The following is an 18997-nucleotide window of genomic DNA, read 5'->3' on the forward strand; positions in this document are numbered from 1 at the left end:
GCAACGATGAATATCTCTGGAGACAACCGCATGAACCCCTTCCCGCGCCTTCTTCCGCGCTGCCTCGCCGCGGCCGCAACGGCCGTCGTCGCCGTCGCCACCCTGGCCGCCGCCACGCCGGCCGCTGCCGCCTTTCCCGAACGGCCTATCAACCTGGTTGTGCCCATGCCCCCGGGCGGCGGCACCGACGTCGTCAGCCGCCTGCTTGCCGAGCGCCTGGGCCTGGCCACCGGCTGGAGCCTGGTGGTGCAGAACAAGCCCGGCGCCACCGGCAACATCGGCATGGACTATGTGGCCCGCGCCCAGCCCGACGGCTACACCGTTGGCATGGGCCAGGCCGCCAACCTGGCGATCAACCCCGCGCTCTACCCGAAGATGCCCTTCGACCCGAAAAAGGACTTCACCCTGGTCGGCCTGATCGCCGCCCAGCCCGTGGTCCTGGTCGTGCGTGCCGACTCGCCGTACAAGACCCTGGCCGACCTGATCGCCGACGCCAAGCAAAAACCCGCCTCGTCCCTGCGCCTGGCCTCCGCCGGCAACGGCACCATCGGCCACATGTCCGGCGTCATGCTCGCCCGCCGCGCCGGCATCGAATTCCTGCACGTCCCCTACAAGGGCGCCGGCCCCGCCGTCACCGATCTCGTCGGCGGCCAGACCGACCTCTACTTCATCACCCCTCAAACCGCCTTCCCGCTGCTCGCCGCCCACAAACTGCGCGCCCTGGCCGTCACCTCCAACGCCCGCCTGGCCGCCTTGCCTGACGTCCCCACCGTCGCCGAATCCGGCTACCCCGGCTTCGAAGCCTCCGCCTGGACCGGCCTGGTCGGCCCCGCCAACATGCCCCCCGACCTCGTTGCCCAACTCAACGCCCGCATACAGACCGTCCTGAAAGACCCCGACCTGATCAAACGCCTCGAAGCCGAAGGCAGCCAACCCCTGGGCGGCACCCCCGCCGACTTCGACGCCTACATGAAATCCGAAACCGCCAAATGGGCCGACGTCGTCAAGGCCGCGAATATCAAGATGGACTGAGCGGGCAGGGAGTCCACCGCAAGCGCAGCGCACGCCCTTTCGACGAACCGCAGTGCGTAAGCCCCGGCAGGGCCGCCCGCGCGGCCCTGCCCAAACCAAACCCCCAGGCCGCGCCCGTCGCACGCTGCGACTCCCCGGCCCCCAGTCCACCCATAAAAAAAACGCCCCATAATGAACTGACCCCCGAAAGTTGGACGTAGATCCAACCTTCGGGGGTCAGCTCATAAAGAGGCGCCTTTCTCAAAAAAATCCAGGCAGCGATTTAAGCCTGTCCCCAAGAATCCCTGAGGGTCACCACCCGATTCAAAACCGGCTTCTCCACGGAAGACTCCTTCAAGTCCGCCGTGAAATACCCCAACCGCTCAAACTGCCAGGTCGCCCCTGGCGTTGCCACGGTCCCCGGTTCCAGCCAGGCGGTCACCGTCTGCTTCGAGTTCGGATTCAGGCAAGCCAGGAAATCCTTGTCCCCGCCATCGGGCCGCGCATCCGCAAACAACCGGTCATACAGGTGAATCTGCGCCGGCACCGCATGCGCCACGCTCACCCAGGTGATATTGCCCTTGACCTTGACGCTGTCCGCGCCCGGCGTGCCGCTCTTGGTTTCCGGCAGGTACTCGGCCTGTACCTCGACCACTTCGCCGGCCTCGTTCTTGGTAAAGCCCGTGCAGCGCACCACGTAACCGTACTTCAGGCGCACCGTGTTGCCCGGGAACAGGCGGAAATACTTCTTGGGCGCTTCCTCGCGGAAATCGTCACGCTCGATCCAGAGCTCGCGCGACAGCGGGAATTCACGCACGCCCGCTTCCGGGTCATGCGGATTGCGCGGCGCCGTGCACAGCTCGGTCTGGCCTTCCGGATAGTTGGTGATCACCAGCTTGATCGGGTCCAGCACGGCTACCGAACGCGGAGCGATCGGGTCCAGGTCGTCGCGCACCGCCTGCTCCAGCAGGCTGTAATCGATGCGCGAATCGGACTTGGACACGGCCGTGCGGTCGCAGAACAGGCGGATCGAGGCCGGCGTATAGCCGCGGCGGCGCAGGCCGAAAATGGTCGGCATGCGGGGATCGTCCCAGCCGTCCACGTGGCCTTCGCGCACCAACTGCAGCAGCTTGCGCTTGCTGGTGACCACGTAGCTCAGGTTCAGGCGGGCGAACTCGTACTGGTGCGGCAGCGGCTGGGCCAGCTTGCCCAGCTCGGCCAGGCGCGTCAGGATCCAGTCGTAGAACGGGCGCTGGTCTTCGAACTCCAGCGTGCAGACGCTATGGGTGATGCCTTCCAGCGCGTCTTCCACCGGGTGCGCCCAGCTGTACATCGGGTAGATGCACCACTGATTGCCCGTGCGGTGGTGGGTGGCATGGCGCACACGGTACATGACCGGGTCGCGCAAGTTGATGTTGGGCGACGCCATGTTGATCTTGGCGCGCAGCACCAGGCTGCCGTCCGGATGCTTGCCGTCGCGCATTTCGCGCAGCAGCGTGATGGACTCGGCGGCCGGGCGGTTGCGCCAGGGCGAGTCGATGCCGGGTTCGGTCAGGGTGCCGCGGTTGGCGCGGATCTCGTCGGGGCTCTGTGCGTCCACGTAGGCGTGGCCGGCCTCGACCAGCGCTTCGGCGAACTCATACATATAGCCGAAGTAGTCGCTGGCGAAATACAGGTTGTCGCGGCCGTCGGCCTTCCAGTCGAAACCCAGCCAGTGCACGGCTTCGATGATGGCGTCGACGTACTCCTGGTCTTCCTTTTCGGGATTGGTGTCGTCAAAGCGCAGGTGACAGACGCCGCCGAAATCGCGGGCCAGCCCGAAGTTCACGCAGATGCTCTTGGCGTGGCCGATGTGCAGGTAGCCGTTGGGCTCCGGCGGGAAGCGCGTGCGGATGCGGGCCGGATCGGCTTCGCCCTGCTGTTGCACGGCCGCCGGGCCAGGCTTGCCAGCCCAACGCTTACCCTGGAAGCGGTTGGCTTGCAGGTCGTCTTCGACGATGTTGAGCAGGAAATTGGATGCGGCGGGAGTCGGCGTCGTGGCGGAGGTCATTCTTGAAAGAATAGGAAAAAGCAGCGACAAAGCGTCAATTTTGCCACGTTCCCGGGACGGGCCCTTTTCCGGGGCTGCGCAAGCGGTTTCAAAGTGTCCCCCATCGTCATGTAACTGGCTCTACACTACGGCCCATCATGGATATTTCCACCCTATCTTTGGCCCGTGCGCAATTCGTGGCCAGCCTGAGCTTCCTGGCATTGTTCCTTGCCGTGGCCCTGGCGCTTGCCTGGGTCCTGCTGTTCTTCAAGATCCGCGCCCGCGTGTCCGGTCAGGGCGGCTGGACGGCCGCCTACCGCTTCTGGGTCCGCATTTTCGCGCTGTCCTTCGTGCTGACCCTGGCGGCCTGCGTGCCGGTGCTGATCCAGATCGGCAGCCTGTGGGCCGGCCTGATGGACAAGATCGGCAATATCGCGGGGCCGCTGCTGGGCTACGGCATCCTGTCCGTCTTCATCCTCAAGTCGTGTTTCCTGGGCGTCATGCTGTTCGGCCAGCGCCGCGTGTCCGACGGCGCCCACACCCTGGCGGTGCTGATGGTGGCGGTGGGCCAGCTGGTGGCGCTGTTCTGGGTGCTGGCCCTGCAATCCTGGATGCAGACGCCCGACGGTGCCGTGCTGGTCGATGGCCGCTACCAGGTCTACGACTGGGTGGCAGTGGTGCTCAACCCCTCTGTCGGCTGGCGCATGGCCGTGGTGGTGGTGGGCTCGGCGCTGGCCGCCGCCTTCCTGATGATGGGCGTGACCGCGATGCAGGCGCTGCGCCGCCCGCTGGACGACGGTGAACGCTGCACCTTCAAGACCGGCCTGGCCATCGCCGCGCTGGCCGCCGTGTTGCAGATACCCGTGGCTACGGGCGCCGGGCAGATGGTGGCTCAATACCAGCCCGCCAAGGCCGCCGCGGCGGCCGGCTACTGGGAAAGCGGCGCCGAGCCGCGCCTGGTGGTGTTCGGCTGGCCGGACGCCCGCGCCCACACCAACGTGGGCGACTGGACCTGGCGCAACGCCGGTGGCATGTGGCTGCACCGCAATGAAGACGGCACCTACCAGGGGCTGGACAAGTATTCCGGCATGCTGCCGCCGGTGGCGCTGACCTTCTGGTCGCTGCGGGTGGCGGCCGGGCTGGGCCTGTTGATGCTGGCCGTATCCTGGATCACCTTCCTGTGGACCTGGCGCCGCGGCCTGGACGTGGCCGTTCTGCCGCCCTGGTGGCAGCGCGTGCTGTGCGGCATGATGTTCTCCGGCGGCATCGCCGTCGTGGCCGGCTGGTGGGTGTCCATCATCGGCCTGCAGCCCTTTGCCGTGAACGGCACCGTCACGCAATCCGAAATCCTGGGCGCCGTGTCCTCCAGCACCGTGCTCTATGGCTTGCTGGGCTACGGCTTGCTGTATGCGTTGCTGCTGGCGGCCTTTGCCGGCATGTTGTTCCACGCGGCGCGCTACGGCGTGGTGCCGGTGCGCAAACTGAGCGGGGGTACGCCATGATCGCGATGCTGGCCGCCTCGCAAGGGCTCAGCCCCGAGGATCCTTCCTTCTGGATGCCGCTGGCGTTCATGGGCCTGCTGTTCGTCGTCATCGCCGCCGGCATGGTGCTCGACGGTTTCGACCTGGGCGTGGGCATTCTGCTGCAACTGGCGCCCGAGCAAGAGCGTGGCCGCATGATGAGCCTGCTCAGCCCCTGGCGCGACGCCAACGAGTTCTGGCTGTTGCTGGGCATGGGCCTGTTCGCGTCGGCGTTTCCCTTTGCCTGGGGCGCGGTGCTGGGCAAGCTTTATGGGCCGCTCACCTTCATGGTGCTGGGCGTGATGCTGCGCAGCGTGGCGTTCGAATTCCGCATCCGCGCCCGCAACGAGGCCAAGCCGCGCTGGATCTTCGGTTTCTGGGCCGGGTCGCTCATGACCGCGTTCGGCCAGGGCATGCTGCTGGGCCGCATCGCCACGGGTTACCAGTCCGATGCGGGCTACGGCTGGTTCGCCTTGTTCGTGGGCCTGTGCGCTGTGGCTGCCTACGTGCTGCTGGGCGCGTCGTGGCTGGTGATGCGCGTCGACGGCGACCTGCAACGCCGCGCCGCCAACTGGGCGCGCCACGCGATCCGCTGGACCGCCGTCGGCATGGTCGCCATCGCGGTCACGCTGGGGCTGGCCAACGCCGGCATCTTCTATAAATGGAGCAACATCGCCCACCTGAGCCTGGCGGCCACGGTCTGGGTGCTGATGCTGGCCGGTTTCGTCGCGGCCGAAATGCTGCTGGCCCGCCTGCCGGGCCGCGCCGACCGCTTCAACTGGCTGCCCTTCGTGCTGTGCGTGGCGCTGTTCCTGCTGATGCTCAGCGGCCTGGCCTACAGTCTGTTCCCCTACCTGATCCTGGATGACATGACCCTGTGGGACGGCGCCGGCGCGCTGGGCTCGATGCGGTTGGTGATGGCGGGCGCGGTGGTGGGCATTCCGGTGGTGCTGGTGTTCAACATCCTGGCCTACCGCTCGGTGTTCGGCAAAGAGCGCGCGCCGGTACCGCTGCTGCCGCCGCCGTCGCCCTGACGGCGGGCGCCGCCTGGGCCGGGCAATCCCGGTCTGGCGTCAGGCCAGCAGCCTTACAGCACCGGCCGCGCTACCCGTTGCAGGATTTCTTCGCCGTAGGCTTCCAGCTTGCGCGCGCCCACGCCGCTGATGTGGCTCAGGGCGTCCATCGATTCCGGTTGGGCTAATGCGATTTCCCGCAGCGTGGCGTCATGGAAAATGACATAAGCGGGCACGCCGTGGCTCTTGGCGACTTCGCCGCGCCAGGCGCGCAGCGCCTCGAACACCGGTTGCAGCTCGGCCGGCAGGTCCACAGCGGCCGCCTTGGTCCGGGTGCCGCCGCTCTTGCTGGAACGGGCCTTCTTTTCGGATTCGCGCCGCAGCATCAGCTGGCGTTCGCCCTTGAGCACCGCGCGGCTGCCTTCCGTCAGGGCCAGGGTGCCGAAACCTTCGCTGTCCACCGTCAGCAGGCCCTGCGCCAGCAACTGGCGCAGCACGCCGCGCCAGGCGGTGTCGCTCAGGTCTTCGCCCACGCCGAACACGCTTAGCGTTTCGTGGCCGTGCTGCCGGGTGCGGTCGGTGACCTTGCCGCGCAGGATGTCGATGATGTGGCCGGCGCCGTAGCGCTGGCCGCGTTCTTTCCAGAGCCGGTACACGGCCGACAGCACCTTTTGCGCGGCCACGGTGCCGTCCCAGGCCTGGGGCGGATCCAGGCAGACGTCGCAGTTGCCGCAGGCGGTGATCTGCTGGCCGAAGTACGCCAGCAGCCGCACGCGCCGGCATTCCACCGTTTCGCACAGGCCCAGCATGGCATCGAGCTGCTGGCCCAGCCGGCGGCGATAGGATTCGTCGCCGGGGGACTCGTCGATCATGCGGCGCTGCTGCACCACGTCTTGCAGGCCGTAGGCCAGCCAGGCCGTGGCGGGCAGGCCGTCGCGGCCGGCGCGGCCGGTTTCCTGGTAGTAGCCCTCGACCGACTTGGGCAGGTCGATGTGGGCCACGAAGCGCACGTCGGGCTTGTCGATGCCCATGCCGAACGCAATGGTGGCCACCATCACCACGCCGTCTTCACGCAGAAAACGCGATTGATTGGCGGCGCGCACCTGGGCGCTCAGCCCGGCGTGATAAGGCATCGCGTCGATGCCCTGGTTGCACAGGAATTCGGCGGTTTCCTCGACCCGCGCCCGCGACAGGGCGTAGACCACGCCGGATTCGCCCTCGTGCTCGGTGCGGATCATGTCCAGCAACTGCTTGCGCACCTCGTTCTTTTCGACGATGCGGTAGCGGATATTGGGGCGGTCGAAACTGGAAACGAAGTGATGCGCGTCGTTCAGCGACAGGCGCTGGGCGATCTCGTTGCGGGTTTCGGCGGTGGCGGTGGCGGTGAGCGCGATGCGCGGCACGTCGGGCCAGCGCTCGTGCAGCATCGACAGGCCCAGGTATTCCGGCCGGAAGTCGTGACCCCACTGGGACACGCAGTGGGCTTCGTCGATGGCGAAGAGAGCGACCCGGCCGCGCTCCAGCAATTGCAGGCAGCGGTCGGTCAGCAGGCGTTCGGGGGCGACATAAAGCATGTCCAGTTCGCCCGCCACGAAGGCTTCCTCGACATCGCGGGCCACGCGCCATTCCTGGGTTGAATTCAGGAACGCGGCGCGCACGCCCAGTTCGGTCAGGGCGTCGACCTGGTCCTGCATCAGCGCGATCAGCGGAGACACGATGATGCCGGTGCCTTCGCGCACCAGGGACGGGATCTGATAACAGAGCGATTTGCCGCCGCCGGTGGGCATCAGGACCAGCGCGTCGCCGCCGTCGATGACCTGCTGGACAATGGCTTCTTGGTCGCCGCGGAAGGATTCGTAACCGAAAACGCGCTGCAGAACACCTAGGGCGCGCGCGTCAGACATGGGGGTAGGCCGTGAGCATCATGCCGGGGATTTTAAGCCGCAAATCCGGACGCCCGGGCGTAGCTGGATATTTCCGTCCGCCCGGCGGGCCGGTTACCAGCTGAGCCAGGTGCCGCGCATGAACGTATCCACCGGCATGCTGAGGTTGGCCCGCCACTCGTAATTGCCGGAAATGATGTCGCGATCGGCCCCCACCGCCAGCTTGACCTTGGGCGCCACGAACATGCTGTGGGTCAGCCCCACGCGTTGCTCGGCCAGCGCCGAGCCCTCGTGCAGCCCCGAATAGGTGCCGCTGAGCGTGCCCCAGCCGGTGATCGGCACGCCGGCCGACAGGGTGTTGCGGGTTTGCGGGGCCGCGGCTACGCCGCCGGTATAACTGGACAGGTCGCCAAAGCCGGCCCCGATCTGCTCGTTGGTGTAGCCCAGGTTGACCGCATCGGCCACGTCGACGTTGTAGCCGAAGCGGTAGCGCCAGGCGCTGGCGGCATCGAACGAGCTCTGGGTGGCGCCGGCCTGGAAGGTGCCGTAGCTGCCGGCGGCATAGGTGGTGCCCATGCCGCGGGTGGTCAGGGACGGGGCGCTTTGCATCTGGCCTTCCAGTGTCAGCGCGGGCGTCAGCCCATAGCGCACGGTGCCGGTGCCCACGGACGCGCCGTAGTCCACCGCCCCGGACGTGGCGCCCGGATCCATGCGGTTCAGCTTGCCCAGCGACGACGAATAGCCGAAGCTGCCTTCGGGCAGGGTGGCGCCTGACCCTTGCCAGTTGGAGATCTGCAGCCCGCCCACCGGCGCGCTGCTGCCCCAGGCGGGGGCATTGGCGCTGATGTTGCCCACCGCGACGGTCGGGCCCGAGGTGTTGCGGTAGACCCAGTTGCGGTCGCCGCCGTAGCGCAGGCCGTCTTGCCCGCTGACCGAGGCGAACCAAGGGCGGCTGGGCCGCGACACGCCGGACATCACCACCACGGGCGCCCGGGGGATGTCCCCGCTTTCCAGGCCCAGCGCGTATTCAGGAAAATCGGGGGCGGCGGCCTCGGCGGGGGCGCAACCCAGTGCGCCGTCGCTGCTGCCAGAGAGCGTCGAGCCTGTCCCCGGTATCACGTCCGCATCGGACGCGGTCCCGGCGACGCTGGTGTCCAGGGCGGGCTCGGCCGATTGCAGATCGCAAGGCGAGGGATCCAGCGGCACTGCCCGCGATTCGATCGATGGCGCCGGCCGCACCGGTACCGGCTGTACCGGCGACAGGACGCCGATGCCGCGGGCCACGTAGGCGGGGACGGGTGTCGGAGAGGAGGCAGCGGATGGGCCGCCGAACGCCGGGGTCAACGGGCAGGCCAAGCCAGCCGTGAACGCCGCGTGCAACAGCCGTCTGCGCCAGAATGCAGGGGCGACCATAACGACAGTGTAGAAAGGGGACGCTGCCGCATCTGTAAACGATCTTTAGTAAACCGGACCAGGGACTGCGGACAGTGGGACTATTTTAGGGCCAGTTGCGGCGGACCTGCCACGCTTGCTCGAATTGGCCGCCAACGGCGGCAAACATCGTGCAACAGGTATATTTCAGATGATTTCCTGCCCCTTGCTCCGGAAGGCGGACGGCTCCACTATGGCATCCATGGACACTCACCACACCAAGCTGCTGGTCGTCGACGACGACCCGGCCCTGCGGCAATTGCTGGCCGACTACCTCAACCGGCACGGCTACGACACCCTGCTGGCGCCGGACGCCAGCGACCTGCCGTCGCGCATTACCCGCTACGCCCCCGACCTGCTGGTGCTGGACCGCATGCTGCCCGGCGGCGACGGCGCCGACGCCTGCCGCCGCCTGCGCGAGCAGGGCGAAGACATCCCCGTCATCCTGCTGACCGCCCGCGACGAGGCCGTCGACCGCATCATCGGCCTGGAGGCCGGCGCCGACGACTACGTCGGCAAACCCTTCGACCCGCGCGAACTCTTGGCCCGCATCGAGGCGGTGCTGCGGCGCAAGCGCGGCCCCTCGGCCCTGACCAAGGACGCGCCGGTGTCCTTCGGCCCGTTCCTGTTCGACCCGTCCACCCGCCAGTTGTCGCGCGAGGGCACCGTGGTCAAGCTGACCGGCGGTGAAATCAACCTGCTGGAAGCGTTGGTGCGCAACGCCGGCAAGCCGCTGTCGCGTGAACGCCTGCTGGCGCTGGCGCGCGACGATGATGCCGGCGAACGCAACGACCGCGCCATCGACATCGCCATCCTGCGCCTGCGGCGCGTCATCGAAGACGATCCCAAGCAACCCCGCTGGATCCAGACCGTCTGGGGCATCGGCTACCGGTTTTCACCCTGATGCGCCTGTCTGCCGATTTTCTGGTGCCGCGGTCGCTGCGGGCCCGGCTCATCCTGCTGATCCTCGGGTCCGTCCTGCTGACGCAAGCGGCCACGCTGGTGACGGTGTCCTACTTCCGCCATAAGTTCATGGAAGACGTGGCCATCGGCTACATCACCACCACTATCCGTACCCTGCGCGCCGCCGTGTCCCAGGTACCCGCCGAAGACCGCGCCGATTTCGTGCGCGCGGCATCGCAGAACCAGTGGCGCCTGTGGTCGCGCGTGTTGCCCGCCGAGGCCAAGCTGCAGCGCTTCAACGGCCGCCGGCCGCCGCCGCATTCCGCCCAGCGCCCGCCGCCGCCGCCCCCGCCGCCTTCGACGCAGATCCAGGGGCCGCCCCCGCCGCCCGACATGCGCGTCGACGAGCGCGAAGTCGAAAACGGCCACGACGCGCAGCGCGCCGAGCGCGAACGTGAAGAACACGTGCGCCGCTACAAGCCCGAACCCGACGACGTGCGCCGCGACCTGCGGGCGCTGGTGCAGCAGCTGAACGAGCGCTTGAACGACGGCACCCGGGTGGCGCTGTCGCGCGGCCCCACGCCCGAGATCTTCATTTCGCTGGCGCCCAATCCGGCCAGCGAAGATGCGCCGCGCCTGCGCGAATGGCTGGTCATTCCGCTGGACCGCCTGGACCCGCCGGTAGCCACGCCGTTTATCGCGGCCTGGCTGGGCGGACTGGGCCTGTTGCTGCTGCTGGCCGTGGGCTTCTCGTGGCACATCACGCGGCCCATCACCCGGCTGGCCGATGCTGCCGACCGCCTGGCCGCTGGCCAGCCGCAGCGCGTGGAACCCTCCGGCCCGCACGAGACCCGCGTTCTGGGAATGCGCTTTAATGCCATGCTGGATGCGCTGGCCGAATCCGACTCCGTACGGCGTACCCTGTTGTCGGGCCTGCCTCACGACCTGAAGGGTCCGCTGTCGCGCATGTGGCTGCGCATCGAATTGGCCGACGATTCCGCCCTGAAGGAAGGGCTGCGCACCGACCTGCAGGACATGCAGCACATGGTCGACCAGTTCATCGGTTTCGTGCGCGGCACCGATCCCGCCGCCTACCGCTATGCCTCGATGGTGCTGCCCGACTGGCTGACCGAACGCGTCAACGCCTGGCGCGGCGCCGGCACCGACATCCGCCTGAAGACCGCCGGCGACGATTCCGCGCTGGTGGTGCAGGGCGACGCGGTGGCGCTGGGCCGCCTGCTGGACAACCTGATCGGTAATGCCCTGAACCACGGCGCGCCGCCGGTCGATGTCAGCTTGCGGCGCGAAGACCGCTACGCGGTGCTGGATGTATCGGACCACGGCCCCGGCATCGTGCCCGAACGGCGCCTGGAGGCGCTGCGGCCCTTCAGCCGGCTGGACGACGCCCGCACCCGCACCGGCAGCGTGGGCCTGGGCCTGGCCCTGGCCGAGGCCATCGCCCGCGCCCACGGCGGCTCATTGGAACTGTTGCAGGCCGAATCGGGCGGATTGTGCGTTCGGGTCAAGCTGCCGGTCGCGGAAGGCGCGTAACCCGGCCGCGCCCGCCTGGGGGGCTGCGGCGCAGGGCGTCCGGGTTTGAACCGTCCGGCACGGGCCGCCCCGGCACGGGCCGCCCCGGCATGGGCCGCCCCCTGTTTTTCACGCGGGCCGGTTTCGTGCCCGGCCGTTACGGTACGATGCAGCATCCTGCTTCGCATCCCGTTTTTCCGCACCATGGCCATTCAGTCCGATTCGCTTTCTTCCCGACCCGACGCCCCTCGCATCGTGGCGCCCCAGCCGGTGTCGCCCAACGAGGAGTCGATCGAACGCGCCTTGCGCCCCAAGGCGCTGGAAGAATACGTCGGCCAGCAGCGCGCCCGCGAGCAGCTCGAAATCTTCATCGCCGCCGCCCGCAAGCGCGGCGAGGCCCTGGACCACGTGCTGCTGTTCGGCCCCCCGGGGCTGGGCAAGACCACGCTGGCCCACATCATCGCGCATGAAATGGGCGTGCAACTGCGCCAGACTTCCGGCCCCGTGCTCGAGCGTCCCGGCGACCTGGCCGCGCTCTTGACCAACCTGGAAAAGAACGACGTCCTGTTCATCGACGAAATCCACCGCCTGTCGCCCGTGGTCGAGGAAATCCTCTACCCGGCGCTCGAGGATTTCCAGATCGACATCCTGATCGGCGAAGGCCCGGCCGCGCGCAGCGTCAAGCTGGATCTGCAGCCCTTCACGCTGGTGGGCGCCACCACGCGGGCCGGCATGCTGACCAATCCGTTGCGCGACCGCTTCGGCATCGTCTCGCGGCTCGAGTTCTACAACGCCACCGACCTTGGCCACATCGTGACCCGTAGCGCCGGCCTGCTCAATGCTGGCATCACCCCGGACGGCGCCGCCGAAGTCGCGCGCCGCGCCCGCGGCACGCCGCGGATCGCCAACCGCCTGCTGCGCCGTGTGCGCGACTACGCCGAGGTCAAGGCCAGCGGCACCATCGACGCCGATGTCGCCGGCCGCGCGCTGGCCATGCTCGAGGTCGACCCGCAGGGCCTGGACCTGATGGACCGCAAGCTGCTCGAAGCCATCATCCACAAGTTCGACGGCGGTCCCGTCGGCGTGGACAGCCTGGCCGCCGCCATCGGCGAAGAGCGCGACACCATCGAAGACGTGATCGAACCCTACCTGATCCAGCATGGCTACCTGCAGCGCACGCCGCGCGGCCGCACCGCCACGCTGACCACCTGGCGCCACCTGGGCCTGACCCCGCCGGCCGGCACGGCCAGCGGCAGCGGCGAGCTGTTCGGCAAGTAATCGGCGGGCAGGGCGGCGGCGCGAATGCCGCCACGGGTTTATGATCCGAGGGTTTCGATTTCGACTCTCTCCGCGATCAAAGGACTGTTTCCATGCTGCCCGAACTGCCCTCTTTCGACGATGTCGCGCGCGCCAGCGAACGCCTGGCTGGCAATGCGCACCGCACGCCCGTGCTGACGTCCTCCACGGCCGACGCCATCGCCGGCGCCTCGCTGTTCTTCAAGTGCGAGAACTTCCAGCGCATGGGGGCCTTCAAGTTCCGCGGCGGCTACAACGCGATCGCGCGCCTGACCCCGGAGCAGCGCGCCGCCGGCGTGGTCACGTTTTCGTCGGGCAATCACGCGCAGGCCATCGCGCTGGCGTCCAAGCTGCAAGGTGTCAAGGCCACCATCATCATGCCGCTGGACGCCCCGGCGGCCAAGCGCGCCGCCACCGAGGGCTATGGCGGCCAGATCGTCACCTACGACCGCTATACCGAAGATCGCGAACAGATCGCCCTGCGTATCCAGTCCGAGACCGGCGCCACGCTGATCCCGCCCTATGACCACGAAGATGTCATTGCCGGCCAGGGCACCGCGGCCAAGGAACTGTTCGAGGAAGTTGGCGAGCTGGACTACCTGTTCGTCTGCCTGGGCGGCGGTGGCCTGCTGTCCGGGTCGGCGCTGTCGGCGTTCGCGCTCAGCCCGCGCTGCCAGGTCTACGGCGTCGAGCCGGAAGCCGGCAACGATGGCCAGCAATCGCTGCGCAAAGGTGAAATCGTCCGAATCCAGGCGCCCAAGACGCTGGCTGACGGCGCCGCCACCACCCACCTGGGCCACCTGACGTTCCCGCTGATCCAGAAATACGTGCGCGACATCGTCACCGTGACGGACGAGCAACTGGTCTCCACCATGAAATTCTTCGCCGAGCGCATGAAGATGGTGGTCGAGCCCACCGGCTGCCTGGCGGCCGCGGCGGTGCTGCAAAGCGTGGTGCCCGTGCGCGGCGCGCGCGTGGGCGTCATCATCAGCGGCGGCAACGTCGACCTTCCGGCCTACGGCAAGTTGCTGGCCAGCTGACCGTCATAGGCATGGCCCGGGCCGCCCGAGCGGCCCGGCGCTATCCTCCGCGCGCTTGCGGCGATGGCCCGCGCAGGGCAGAATCGGGCTTGAATCCTGAAGAACAGGGGCTGCTCCATGCGTATCCTTGTCATCGGCGGCACCGGCTTCATCGGCCGTCACCTCATCGCCCGGCTATCCGGCGCGCAACATCAGATCCTCGTGCCCACCCGCCGCTACGGCCTGGGGCGAGACCTCCAGCTACTGCCTACCGTCACCTTGCTCGACAGCAATGTGCACGACGACGCCGCGCTCGATCGCCTTGTGCGCGGCTGTGACGCGGTGGTGAATCTGGTGGGGATCCTGCACGGCAATTCGGGCCGCCCCTATGGGTCCGATTTCGCGCAGGCGCACGTTCACCTGCCGCAGCGCATCGCGCGAGCCTGCCGCCGCCAGGGCGCGCGCCGGTTGTTGCATGTCAGTGCGCTGGGCGCGGATTCCGCCGGCGCCAGCATGTACCAGCGCTCCAAGGGCGATGGCGAGGCCGCTATCCAGCAGGAACTGGCCGACTGGCGCGAGGGCGGCTGGACGATCTTCCGCCCGTCGGTGGTGTTTGGGCCGGACGACAATTTCACCAATATGTTCGCGCGGCTGGCGCGCTGGCTGCCCGTGCTGCCGCTGGCGGGCGCCGACGTGCGGATGCAGCCGGTGTACGTGGGCGACGTGGTGGCGGCAATGGTGTCCGCACTGGGCAATACGCACACCTGGGGCAAGACCTACGAACTGGGCGGCCCGCAGGTCTATACGCTGGGCGAGATCGCGCGCCTGTGCGCCAGCTGGAGCGGCCATCCGCGGCCGGTCATCGGCGTGCCCATGGGCGTGGGGCGCATGCAGGCGATGTTGTTCGAATGCCTGCCCGGCAGGCCGTTGATGTCGCGCGACAACCTGGATTCCCTGCGTCGCGACAATATCTGCATCGGGCCGATCGCGCCCGAATTGAACGTGGTACCGACCGGGCTGGAAGCCGTGGCGCCGGGTTACCTGGCGCCCGCGCGCTAGCGGCTGGCCCGTCGCCGGCGTGGCCCAGCCGGAGCGTTCAACGCACCAGCGACTTCAATGCCTGCTTGATGCCGTCCGACACGCCCACGCCTTCGGGCAGGGTCTTCAGAGCGGCCAGCGATTCTTTCTCGGAATATCCCAGCGCCAGGAGCGCGTTCAGGATGTCGGACTGGTTGTCCGGCGTGGCGTGCGAAGCGGCGCCGATGTCCGCGCCCAGCTTGCCGCGCATTTCCAGCAGCAGGCGCTCGGCGGTTTTCTTGCCGATGCCCGGCACGCGGGTCAGGCGTCCCGATTCCTGCAAGGTAATGGCCTGGGCCAGGTCGGCCACCGACAGGCCCGACAGCACCGACAGCGCGGTGCGCGCGCCGATGCCGCTGACCTTGATCAGCTCGCGGAACGCGCTGCGTTCGCCAGCGGTGGCAAAACCATAGAGGATGTGGGCGTCTTCGCGCACCGTCAGGTGCGTGTAGAGCGTCACGCGCGCGCCGGTTTCCGGCAGTGAATACAGCGTGCTCATGGGCACGTCGATGTCATAGCCCAGACCGTTGACGTCCACACAGACGGTAGGCGGCAGTTTTTCGATCAGGGTTCCGGTAATGCGTCCGATCATGGCGGGGATGGCCTGGCAAAAGAGAAGGCCGCGAAAGGCGCGGCGGATGCGGGGATTCTATACGGGTCTACACGCCGCGTGGGCGCGGCGCGCAGGCTCAGCCGATCAGGCGGCCGTTGCGGATGCGGGTCTTGCCGCTCATGCGCAGGCTGGTGCCCAGGCGCTCCAGCTTGTCCTGCAGGGGCCCCACATGCGCGTGGCAGATGGCGCAGGCCAGCGCGTCGGCCGAGTCGGGGGCGGGCATACCGTCCAGCGACAGGAGGTGCTGCACCATCATCTGAACCTGTTCCTTGGCCGCGCGTCCGGTGCCGACCACCGCCTTCTTGATCTGCAACGCGGTGTACTCGTGCACTGCCAGCGAGCTGTCGGCCAGTGCGCACAGCGCCGCGCCGCGGGCCTGGCCCAGCAGCAGGGTCGACGCGGGATTGGTGTTCATGAAGACGATTTCGAGCGCGGCCACGTCGGGTTGCGTGTCGCGGGCCACCTGGCGCAGATTGTCCAGGATGACCTTCAGGCGTTCGGACAGCGTCAGCGCCGGCGGGACCACGATGGTCCCGCTGGCCACGTAACGCAGCCGCGAGCCGTCGGCATCGATCACGCCGAAGCCGGTGCGGCGCAGGCCGGGATCGATGCCGAGGACGCGCATCAGTGGCGGAAGTGACGGGTGCCGGTCAGCACCATGGCGATGCCGTGCTCGTCGGCCGCGGCGATGACTTCGTCGTCGCGCATGCTGCCGCCGGGCTGGATCACGCAGGTCGCGCCTGCCGCCACCACCACGTCCAGGCCGTCGCGGAACGGGAAGAACGCGTCCGACGCCACGGCCGAGCCCTTCAGGGTCAGGCCGGCGTTTTCCGCCTTGATCGAGGCGATGCGGGCCGAGTCGATGCGGCTCATCTGGCCGGCGCCCACGCCCAGGGTCATGCCGCCGCCGACGAACACGATGGCGTTGGACTTGACGTACTTGGCGACCTTCCAGGCGAATGCCAGGTCGTTCATTTCCTGTTCGGTCGGCTGGCGCTTGGACACCACCTTCAGCGCATCGCGCGGCACGTTGTAGGCGTCCGGGCTTTGCACCAGCCAGCCGCCGCCCACGCGCTTGATGTCGAAGGCGTTCTGGCCCGGGCCCATCGGCACTTCCAGCACGCGCACGTTCTTCTTGGCGGCCAGGATGGCCAGCGCGGCACCGTCGTAGGCCGGCGCCAGCAGCACTTCCAGGAACTGGGCGCTGACGGCTTCGGCCGTCGCGGCGTCCACCGGGCGGTTGAAGGCAATGATGCCGCCGAAGGCCGACGTCGGGTCGGTCTTGAAGGCTTGCTGGTAGGCGCCCAGCGTATCGGCCGCCACGGCCACGCCGCAGGGGTTGGCATGCTTGACGATGACGCAGGCGGGCGCCTCGAAGCTGCGCGCGCATTCCCAGGCGGCGTCGGCGTCCGCGATGTTGTTGTAGGACAGTTCCTTGCCCTGCAACTGGCGGTAGTTGCCCAACAGGCCGGCCGGACGTTGCGGGTCGACGTAGAACGCCGCGGTCTGGTGCGGGTTTTCGCCGTAGCGCAGCGCCTGTTCCTGCTTGATCTGCAGGGTCAGGGTGCCGGGCCATTCCTGGCGGGCCGGCACGGCGTCCTGCGCCGGTTCGGCCTCGGTCAGGCTGGTCAGGTAGGCGGCGATGGCGCCGTCGTAGGCCGCCGTGTGGGCGTAGACCTTGGCGGCCAGCGCCAGGCGCAGGCCATACGAGGTGCCGCCGCCGTTGTCCATTTCGGACAGCACGCGCGAATAGTCGACCGGGTCGATCACGACCGTCACGCCGCCGGCGTCGGTGCCGTGGTTCTTGGCGGCGGCGCGCAGCATTGCCGGGCCGCCGATGTCGATGTTCTCGACCGCGTCGGCAAAGGTGCAGTCCGGCTTGGCCACCGTTTCGCGGAACGGATACAGATTCACCACCAGCATATCGATGCGATCGATCCCGGCGGCCTTGATGGTGTCCATGTGCTCGGCGCTGTCGCGGCGGGCCAGCAGGCCGCCGTGGATCTTCGGGTGCAGCGTCTTGACGCGGCCGTCCAGGATTTCGGGCGAGCCGGTGTGGGCGGCCACTTCGGTGACGGTCAGGCCGGACTCGGCCAGCAGCTTGGCGGTGCCGCCGGTCGACAGCAGGCGCACGCCGCGCGCGGCGAGCGCGCGGGCAAATTCAACGATGCCGGTCTTGTCGGACACCGAAAGCAGGGCGGTTTCGATTTTCATGGTGAGGGACGGGAGTGGGGCAGGTGCCCCGGTCTCGCTTCAGGTCGGGATGGGAAATCTGGAAAGGGGCGGCGCCAGGGGCCCGCCCGCAAGGCAACGCTATATCTGGATGTTATGAGCCAGCAGCTTCTTGCGCAGGGTATTGCGCGTGATGCCCAGCATTTCGGACGCCCGCGACTGGTTGCCGCCAGACCGTTCCAACGCCACTTCAAGCACCGGGCGCTCCACGCAGCGCATCACCATGTCCCACATATCGTGGGGCTCGGACTCACCCAAGTCTTCGAAATAGCGCTCCAGGCTGGCGCGCACGCATTCTTCCAGGACATCTTTCTTGCTCATTTGAGTACAGATATTTTTATGTTGGTGATGAGGCGGTTATGCCGCCAGCAGGGCTTTCGCGACAGGCGCCGGGTTGGTGTTGCCGTCGCGAGAAATATTGAGGAACCAGTCCGACACCGCCCGCCACTGGTCGCGGGTGTTGTCGATAAGGTTCATGCGGTCGCGGAACGAGTCCGCATCCGGCAGGCCGTCCAGATACCATCCTATGTGCTTGCGCGCCGTGCGTACGCCGGTGTGTTCGCCATAGAAGCGGTAGTGGTCGTCGAGATGTTCGAGCAGCAATTCGCGCATTTCCCCATAGCTGGGAGGGGCCAGTGTTTCGCCCGTGCGCAGGTAGTGGTCGACTTCGCGGAAAATCCAGGGACGGCCTTGGGCCGCCCGGCCGATCATGACCGCGTCGGCGCCAGTGTAATCCAGGACGCGCTTGGCTTTCTCGGGAGAGTCGATGTCCCCGTTGGCGATCAGTGGAATCTTCAGCTCGGCGCGGACGGCGCGGATAGTGTCATATTCCGCCTCGCCCGTATAGAGGTCGGCGCGGGTGCGGCCGTGCAGCGTCAGCGCGGCGATACCGGCGTTTTCCGCCATGCGGGCCACGCGCAGGGCATTGCGGCTGTCGCGGTCCCAGCCGGTGCGGGTTTTCAGGGTGACGGGTACGCCCAGCGGGGCGCAGGCATTGACCACGGCGTCCAGGATGCGGGCGATCAGGTCTTCGTGGCGCAGCAGGGCCGAGCCCGAGGCCACGTTGCAGACCTTTTTCACGGGGCAGCCCATGTTGATGTCGATGATGCGCGCGCCCTTGTTGGCGTTGAATACCGCCGCCTCGGCCATCATGGCCGGATCGGCGCCGGCGATCTGCACCGACACCGGCGCGATTTCGCCGTCGTGGTTCAGGCGGCGCGAGGTCTTGACGCTATCCCACAGCTTGGGGTTGCTGGCGGCCATTTCCGAGACGGCGTAACCGGCCCCCAATTTCTTGCAGAGCTGTCGGAAAGGACGGTCCGTCACGCCCGCCATGGGCGCGACAAGAACGTTGTTGGGAAGGGTCCACGGGCCTATGCGCATGGTCACATTTTAACCGGCTCGATCGAACCCTCTTTTCCGTCCTGCAACAGTTTGGTA

At 67.8% G+C, this 18997-nt stretch carries 16 protein-coding genes; 8 read left to right on the top strand and 8 right to left on the bottom strand.

Features of this window, described 5'->3' with window-relative positions; genetic code table 11:
• Positions 1 to 30: 30 nt before the first annotated feature.
• Complete coding sequence (locus tag A9974_RS23175; protein ID WP_183006546.1) at positions 31 to 1032, top strand: tripartite tricarboxylate transporter substrate binding protein; 1002 nt, start codon at positions 31 to 33, stop codon at positions 1030 to 1032.
• A gap of 262 nt (positions 1033 to 1294) precedes the next feature.
• Here the strand turns inward: A9974_RS23175 and A9974_RS23180 are convergent, their stop codons facing one another.
• A complete protein-coding gene (locus A9974_RS23180; RefSeq protein ID WP_183006548.1) occupies positions 1295 to 3061 on the bottom strand; it encodes a glutamine--tRNA ligase/YqeY domain fusion protein in 1767 nt (588 codons plus the stop codon).
• Positions 3062 to 3198: 137 nt separating this feature from the next.
• Between A9974_RS23180 and A9974_RS23185 the strand changes: the two genes are divergently transcribed.
• Positions 3199 to 4542: a cytochrome ubiquinol oxidase subunit I gene (locus A9974_RS23185; RefSeq protein WP_183006549.1), complete on the top strand. Its 1344-nt coding sequence runs from the start codon at positions 3199 to 3201 to the stop codon at positions 4540 to 4542.
• Positions 4539 to 5594, top strand: coding sequence for a cytochrome d ubiquinol oxidase subunit II (locus tag A9974_RS23190; protein WP_183006551.1), 1056 nt, complete (start codon positions 4539 to 4541; stop codon positions 5592 to 5594). The genes A9974_RS23185 and A9974_RS23190 overlap by 4 nt, the downstream gene beginning before the upstream one ends.
• A gap of 53 nt (positions 5595 to 5647) precedes the next feature.
• Here A9974_RS23190 and recQ read toward each other — a convergent pair whose 3' ends face one another.
• Both recQ and A9974_RS23200 read right to left on the bottom strand, forming a co-directional pair.
• Positions 5648 to 7477, bottom strand: coding sequence for a DNA helicase RecQ (recQ, locus tag A9974_RS23195; RefSeq protein ID WP_183006553.1), 1830 nt, complete (start codon positions 7475 to 7477; stop codon positions 5648 to 5650).
• Positions 7478 to 7570: 93 nt separating this feature from the next.
• Entirely contained in the window at positions 7571 to 8836 is a 1266-nt protein-coding gene (locus tag A9974_RS23200; RefSeq protein ID WP_183006555.1) for a fimbrial protein, read from the bottom strand.
• A 253-nt stretch (positions 8837 to 9089) separates the two neighbouring features.
• Here A9974_RS23200 and A9974_RS23205 point away from each other — a divergent pair, with 253 nt between their 5' ends.
• The 5 genes from A9974_RS23205 to A9974_RS23225 all read left to right on the top strand — a co-directional run bounded on the left by A9974_RS23205 (position 9090) and on the right by A9974_RS23225 (position 14694).
• A complete protein-coding gene (locus tag A9974_RS23205; RefSeq protein ID WP_025136814.1) occupies positions 9090 to 9791 on the top strand; it encodes a response regulator in 702 nt (233 codons plus the stop codon).
• Entirely contained in the window at positions 9791 to 11341 is a 1551-nt protein-coding gene (locus tag A9974_RS23210; RefSeq protein WP_183006557.1) for a sensor histidine kinase KdpD, read from the top strand. Before A9974_RS23205 ends, A9974_RS23210 begins: the two co-directional genes overlap by 1 nt.
• Positions 11342 to 11524: 183 nt before the next feature.
• Entirely contained in the window at positions 11525 to 12598 is a 1074-nt protein-coding gene (gene ruvB, locus A9974_RS23215; RefSeq protein WP_183006559.1) for a Holliday junction branch migration DNA helicase RuvB, read from the top strand.
• Positions 12599 to 12690: 92 nt separating this feature from the next.
• Positions 12691 to 13656 (top strand): threo-3-hydroxy-L-aspartate ammonia-lyase, encoded by a 966-nt coding sequence (locus tag A9974_RS23220; protein ID WP_183006561.1) that lies wholly within the window; start codon positions 12691 to 12693, stop codon positions 13654 to 13656.
• Positions 13657 to 13773: 117 nt separating this feature from the next.
• On the top strand, positions 13774 to 14694 hold the full coding sequence (locus A9974_RS23225) for a complex I NDUFA9 subunit family protein (RefSeq protein WP_183006563.1): 921 nt from the start codon (positions 13774 to 13776) through the stop codon (positions 14692 to 14694).
• A gap of 37 nt (positions 14695 to 14731) precedes the next feature.
• On the opposite strand, the gene ruvA is transcribed toward A9974_RS23225, so the two are convergent.
• The 5 genes from ruvA to dusB all read right to left on the bottom strand — a co-directional run bounded on the left by ruvA (position 14732) and on the right by dusB (position 18940).
• The gene (ruvA, locus tag A9974_RS23230) at positions 14732 to 15304 is read right to left on the bottom strand and encodes a Holliday junction branch migration protein RuvA (protein WP_025136819.1); all 573 of its coding nucleotides are present in this window, start codon (positions 15302 to 15304) and stop codon (positions 14732 to 14734) included.
• A gap of 97 nt (positions 15305 to 15401) precedes the next feature.
• Entirely contained in the window at positions 15402 to 15950 is a 549-nt protein-coding gene (gene ruvC, locus A9974_RS23235) for a crossover junction endodeoxyribonuclease RuvC (RefSeq protein WP_183006565.1), read from the bottom strand.
• Entirely contained in the window at positions 15950 to 17539 is a 1590-nt protein-coding gene (gene purH, locus A9974_RS23240; protein WP_183006566.1) for a bifunctional phosphoribosylaminoimidazolecarboxamide formyltransferase/IMP cyclohydrolase, read from the bottom strand. Before purH ends, ruvC begins: the two co-directional genes overlap by 1 nt.
• Positions 17540 to 17638: 99 nt before the next feature.
• The gene (locus tag A9974_RS23245; protein ID WP_173143855.1) at positions 17639 to 17878 is read right to left on the bottom strand and encodes a helix-turn-helix domain-containing protein; all 240 of its coding nucleotides are present in this window, start codon (positions 17876 to 17878) and stop codon (positions 17639 to 17641) included.
• 36 nt (positions 17879 to 17914) lie between these two features.
• Entirely contained in the window at positions 17915 to 18940 is a 1026-nt protein-coding gene (gene dusB / locus A9974_RS23250) for a tRNA dihydrouridine synthase DusB (protein ID WP_183006568.1), read from the bottom strand.
• Positions 18941 to 18997: the final 57 nt, after the last annotated feature.

Origin of the sequence: Achromobacter sp. UMC71, from assembly GCF_014170305.1 — a bacterium.
Classification (GTDB): Bacteria; Pseudomonadota; Gammaproteobacteria; order Burkholderiales; family Burkholderiaceae_B; genus Achromobacter.

What these genes read in the sequence shown, in the direction of transcription:
- A9974_RS23175 (WP_183006546.1), top strand. Translation starts at nt 31, where the DNA reads ATGAACCCCTTCCCGCGCCTTCTTCCGCGCTGCCTCGCCGCGGCCGCA.
- A9974_RS23180 (WP_183006548.1), bottom strand. Translation starts at nt 3,061, where the DNA reads ATGACCTCCGCCACGACGCCGACTCCCGCCGCATCCAATTTCCTGCTC.
- A9974_RS23185 (WP_183006549.1), top strand. Translation starts at nt 3,199, where the DNA reads ATGGATATTTCCACCCTATCTTTGGCCCGTGCGCAATTCGTGGCCAGC.
- A9974_RS23190 (WP_183006551.1), top strand. Translation starts at nt 4,539, where the DNA reads ATGATCGCGATGCTGGCCGCCTCGCAAGGGCTCAGCCCCGAGGATCCT.
- recQ (WP_183006553.1), bottom strand. Translation starts at nt 7,477, where the DNA reads ATGTCTGACGCGCGCGCCCTAGGTGTTCTGCAGCGCGTTTTCGGTTAC.
- A9974_RS23205 (WP_025136814.1), top strand. Translation starts at nt 9,090, where the DNA reads ATGGACACTCACCACACCAAGCTGCTGGTCGTCGACGACGACCCGGCC.
- A9974_RS23210 (WP_183006557.1), top strand. Translation starts at nt 9,791, where the DNA reads ATGCGCCTGTCTGCCGATTTTCTGGTGCCGCGGTCGCTGCGGGCCCGG.
- ruvB (WP_183006559.1), top strand. Translation starts at nt 11,525, where the DNA reads ATGGCCATTCAGTCCGATTCGCTTTCTTCCCGACCCGACGCCCCTCGC.
- A9974_RS23220 (WP_183006561.1), top strand. Translation starts at nt 12,691, where the DNA reads ATGCTGCCCGAACTGCCCTCTTTCGACGATGTCGCGCGCGCCAGCGAA.
- A9974_RS23225 (WP_183006563.1), top strand. Translation starts at nt 13,774, where the DNA reads ATGCGTATCCTTGTCATCGGCGGCACCGGCTTCATCGGCCGTCACCTC.
- ruvA (WP_025136819.1), bottom strand. Translation starts at nt 15,304, where the DNA reads ATGATCGGACGCATTACCGGAACCCTGATCGAAAAACTGCCGCCTACC.
- ruvC (WP_183006565.1), bottom strand. Translation starts at nt 15,950, where the DNA reads ATGCGCGTCCTCGGCATCGATCCCGGCCTGCGCCGCACCGGCTTCGGC.
- purH (WP_183006566.1), bottom strand. Translation starts at nt 17,539, where the DNA reads ATGAAAATCGAAACCGCCCTGCTTTCGGTGTCCGACAAGACCGGCATC.
- A9974_RS23245 (WP_173143855.1), bottom strand. Translation starts at nt 17,878, where the DNA reads ATGAGCAAGAAAGATGTCCTGGAAGAATGCGTGCGCGCCAGCCTGGAG.
- dusB (WP_183006568.1), bottom strand. Translation starts at nt 18,940, where the DNA reads ATGCGCATAGGCCCGTGGACCCTTCCCAACAACGTTCTTGTCGCGCCC.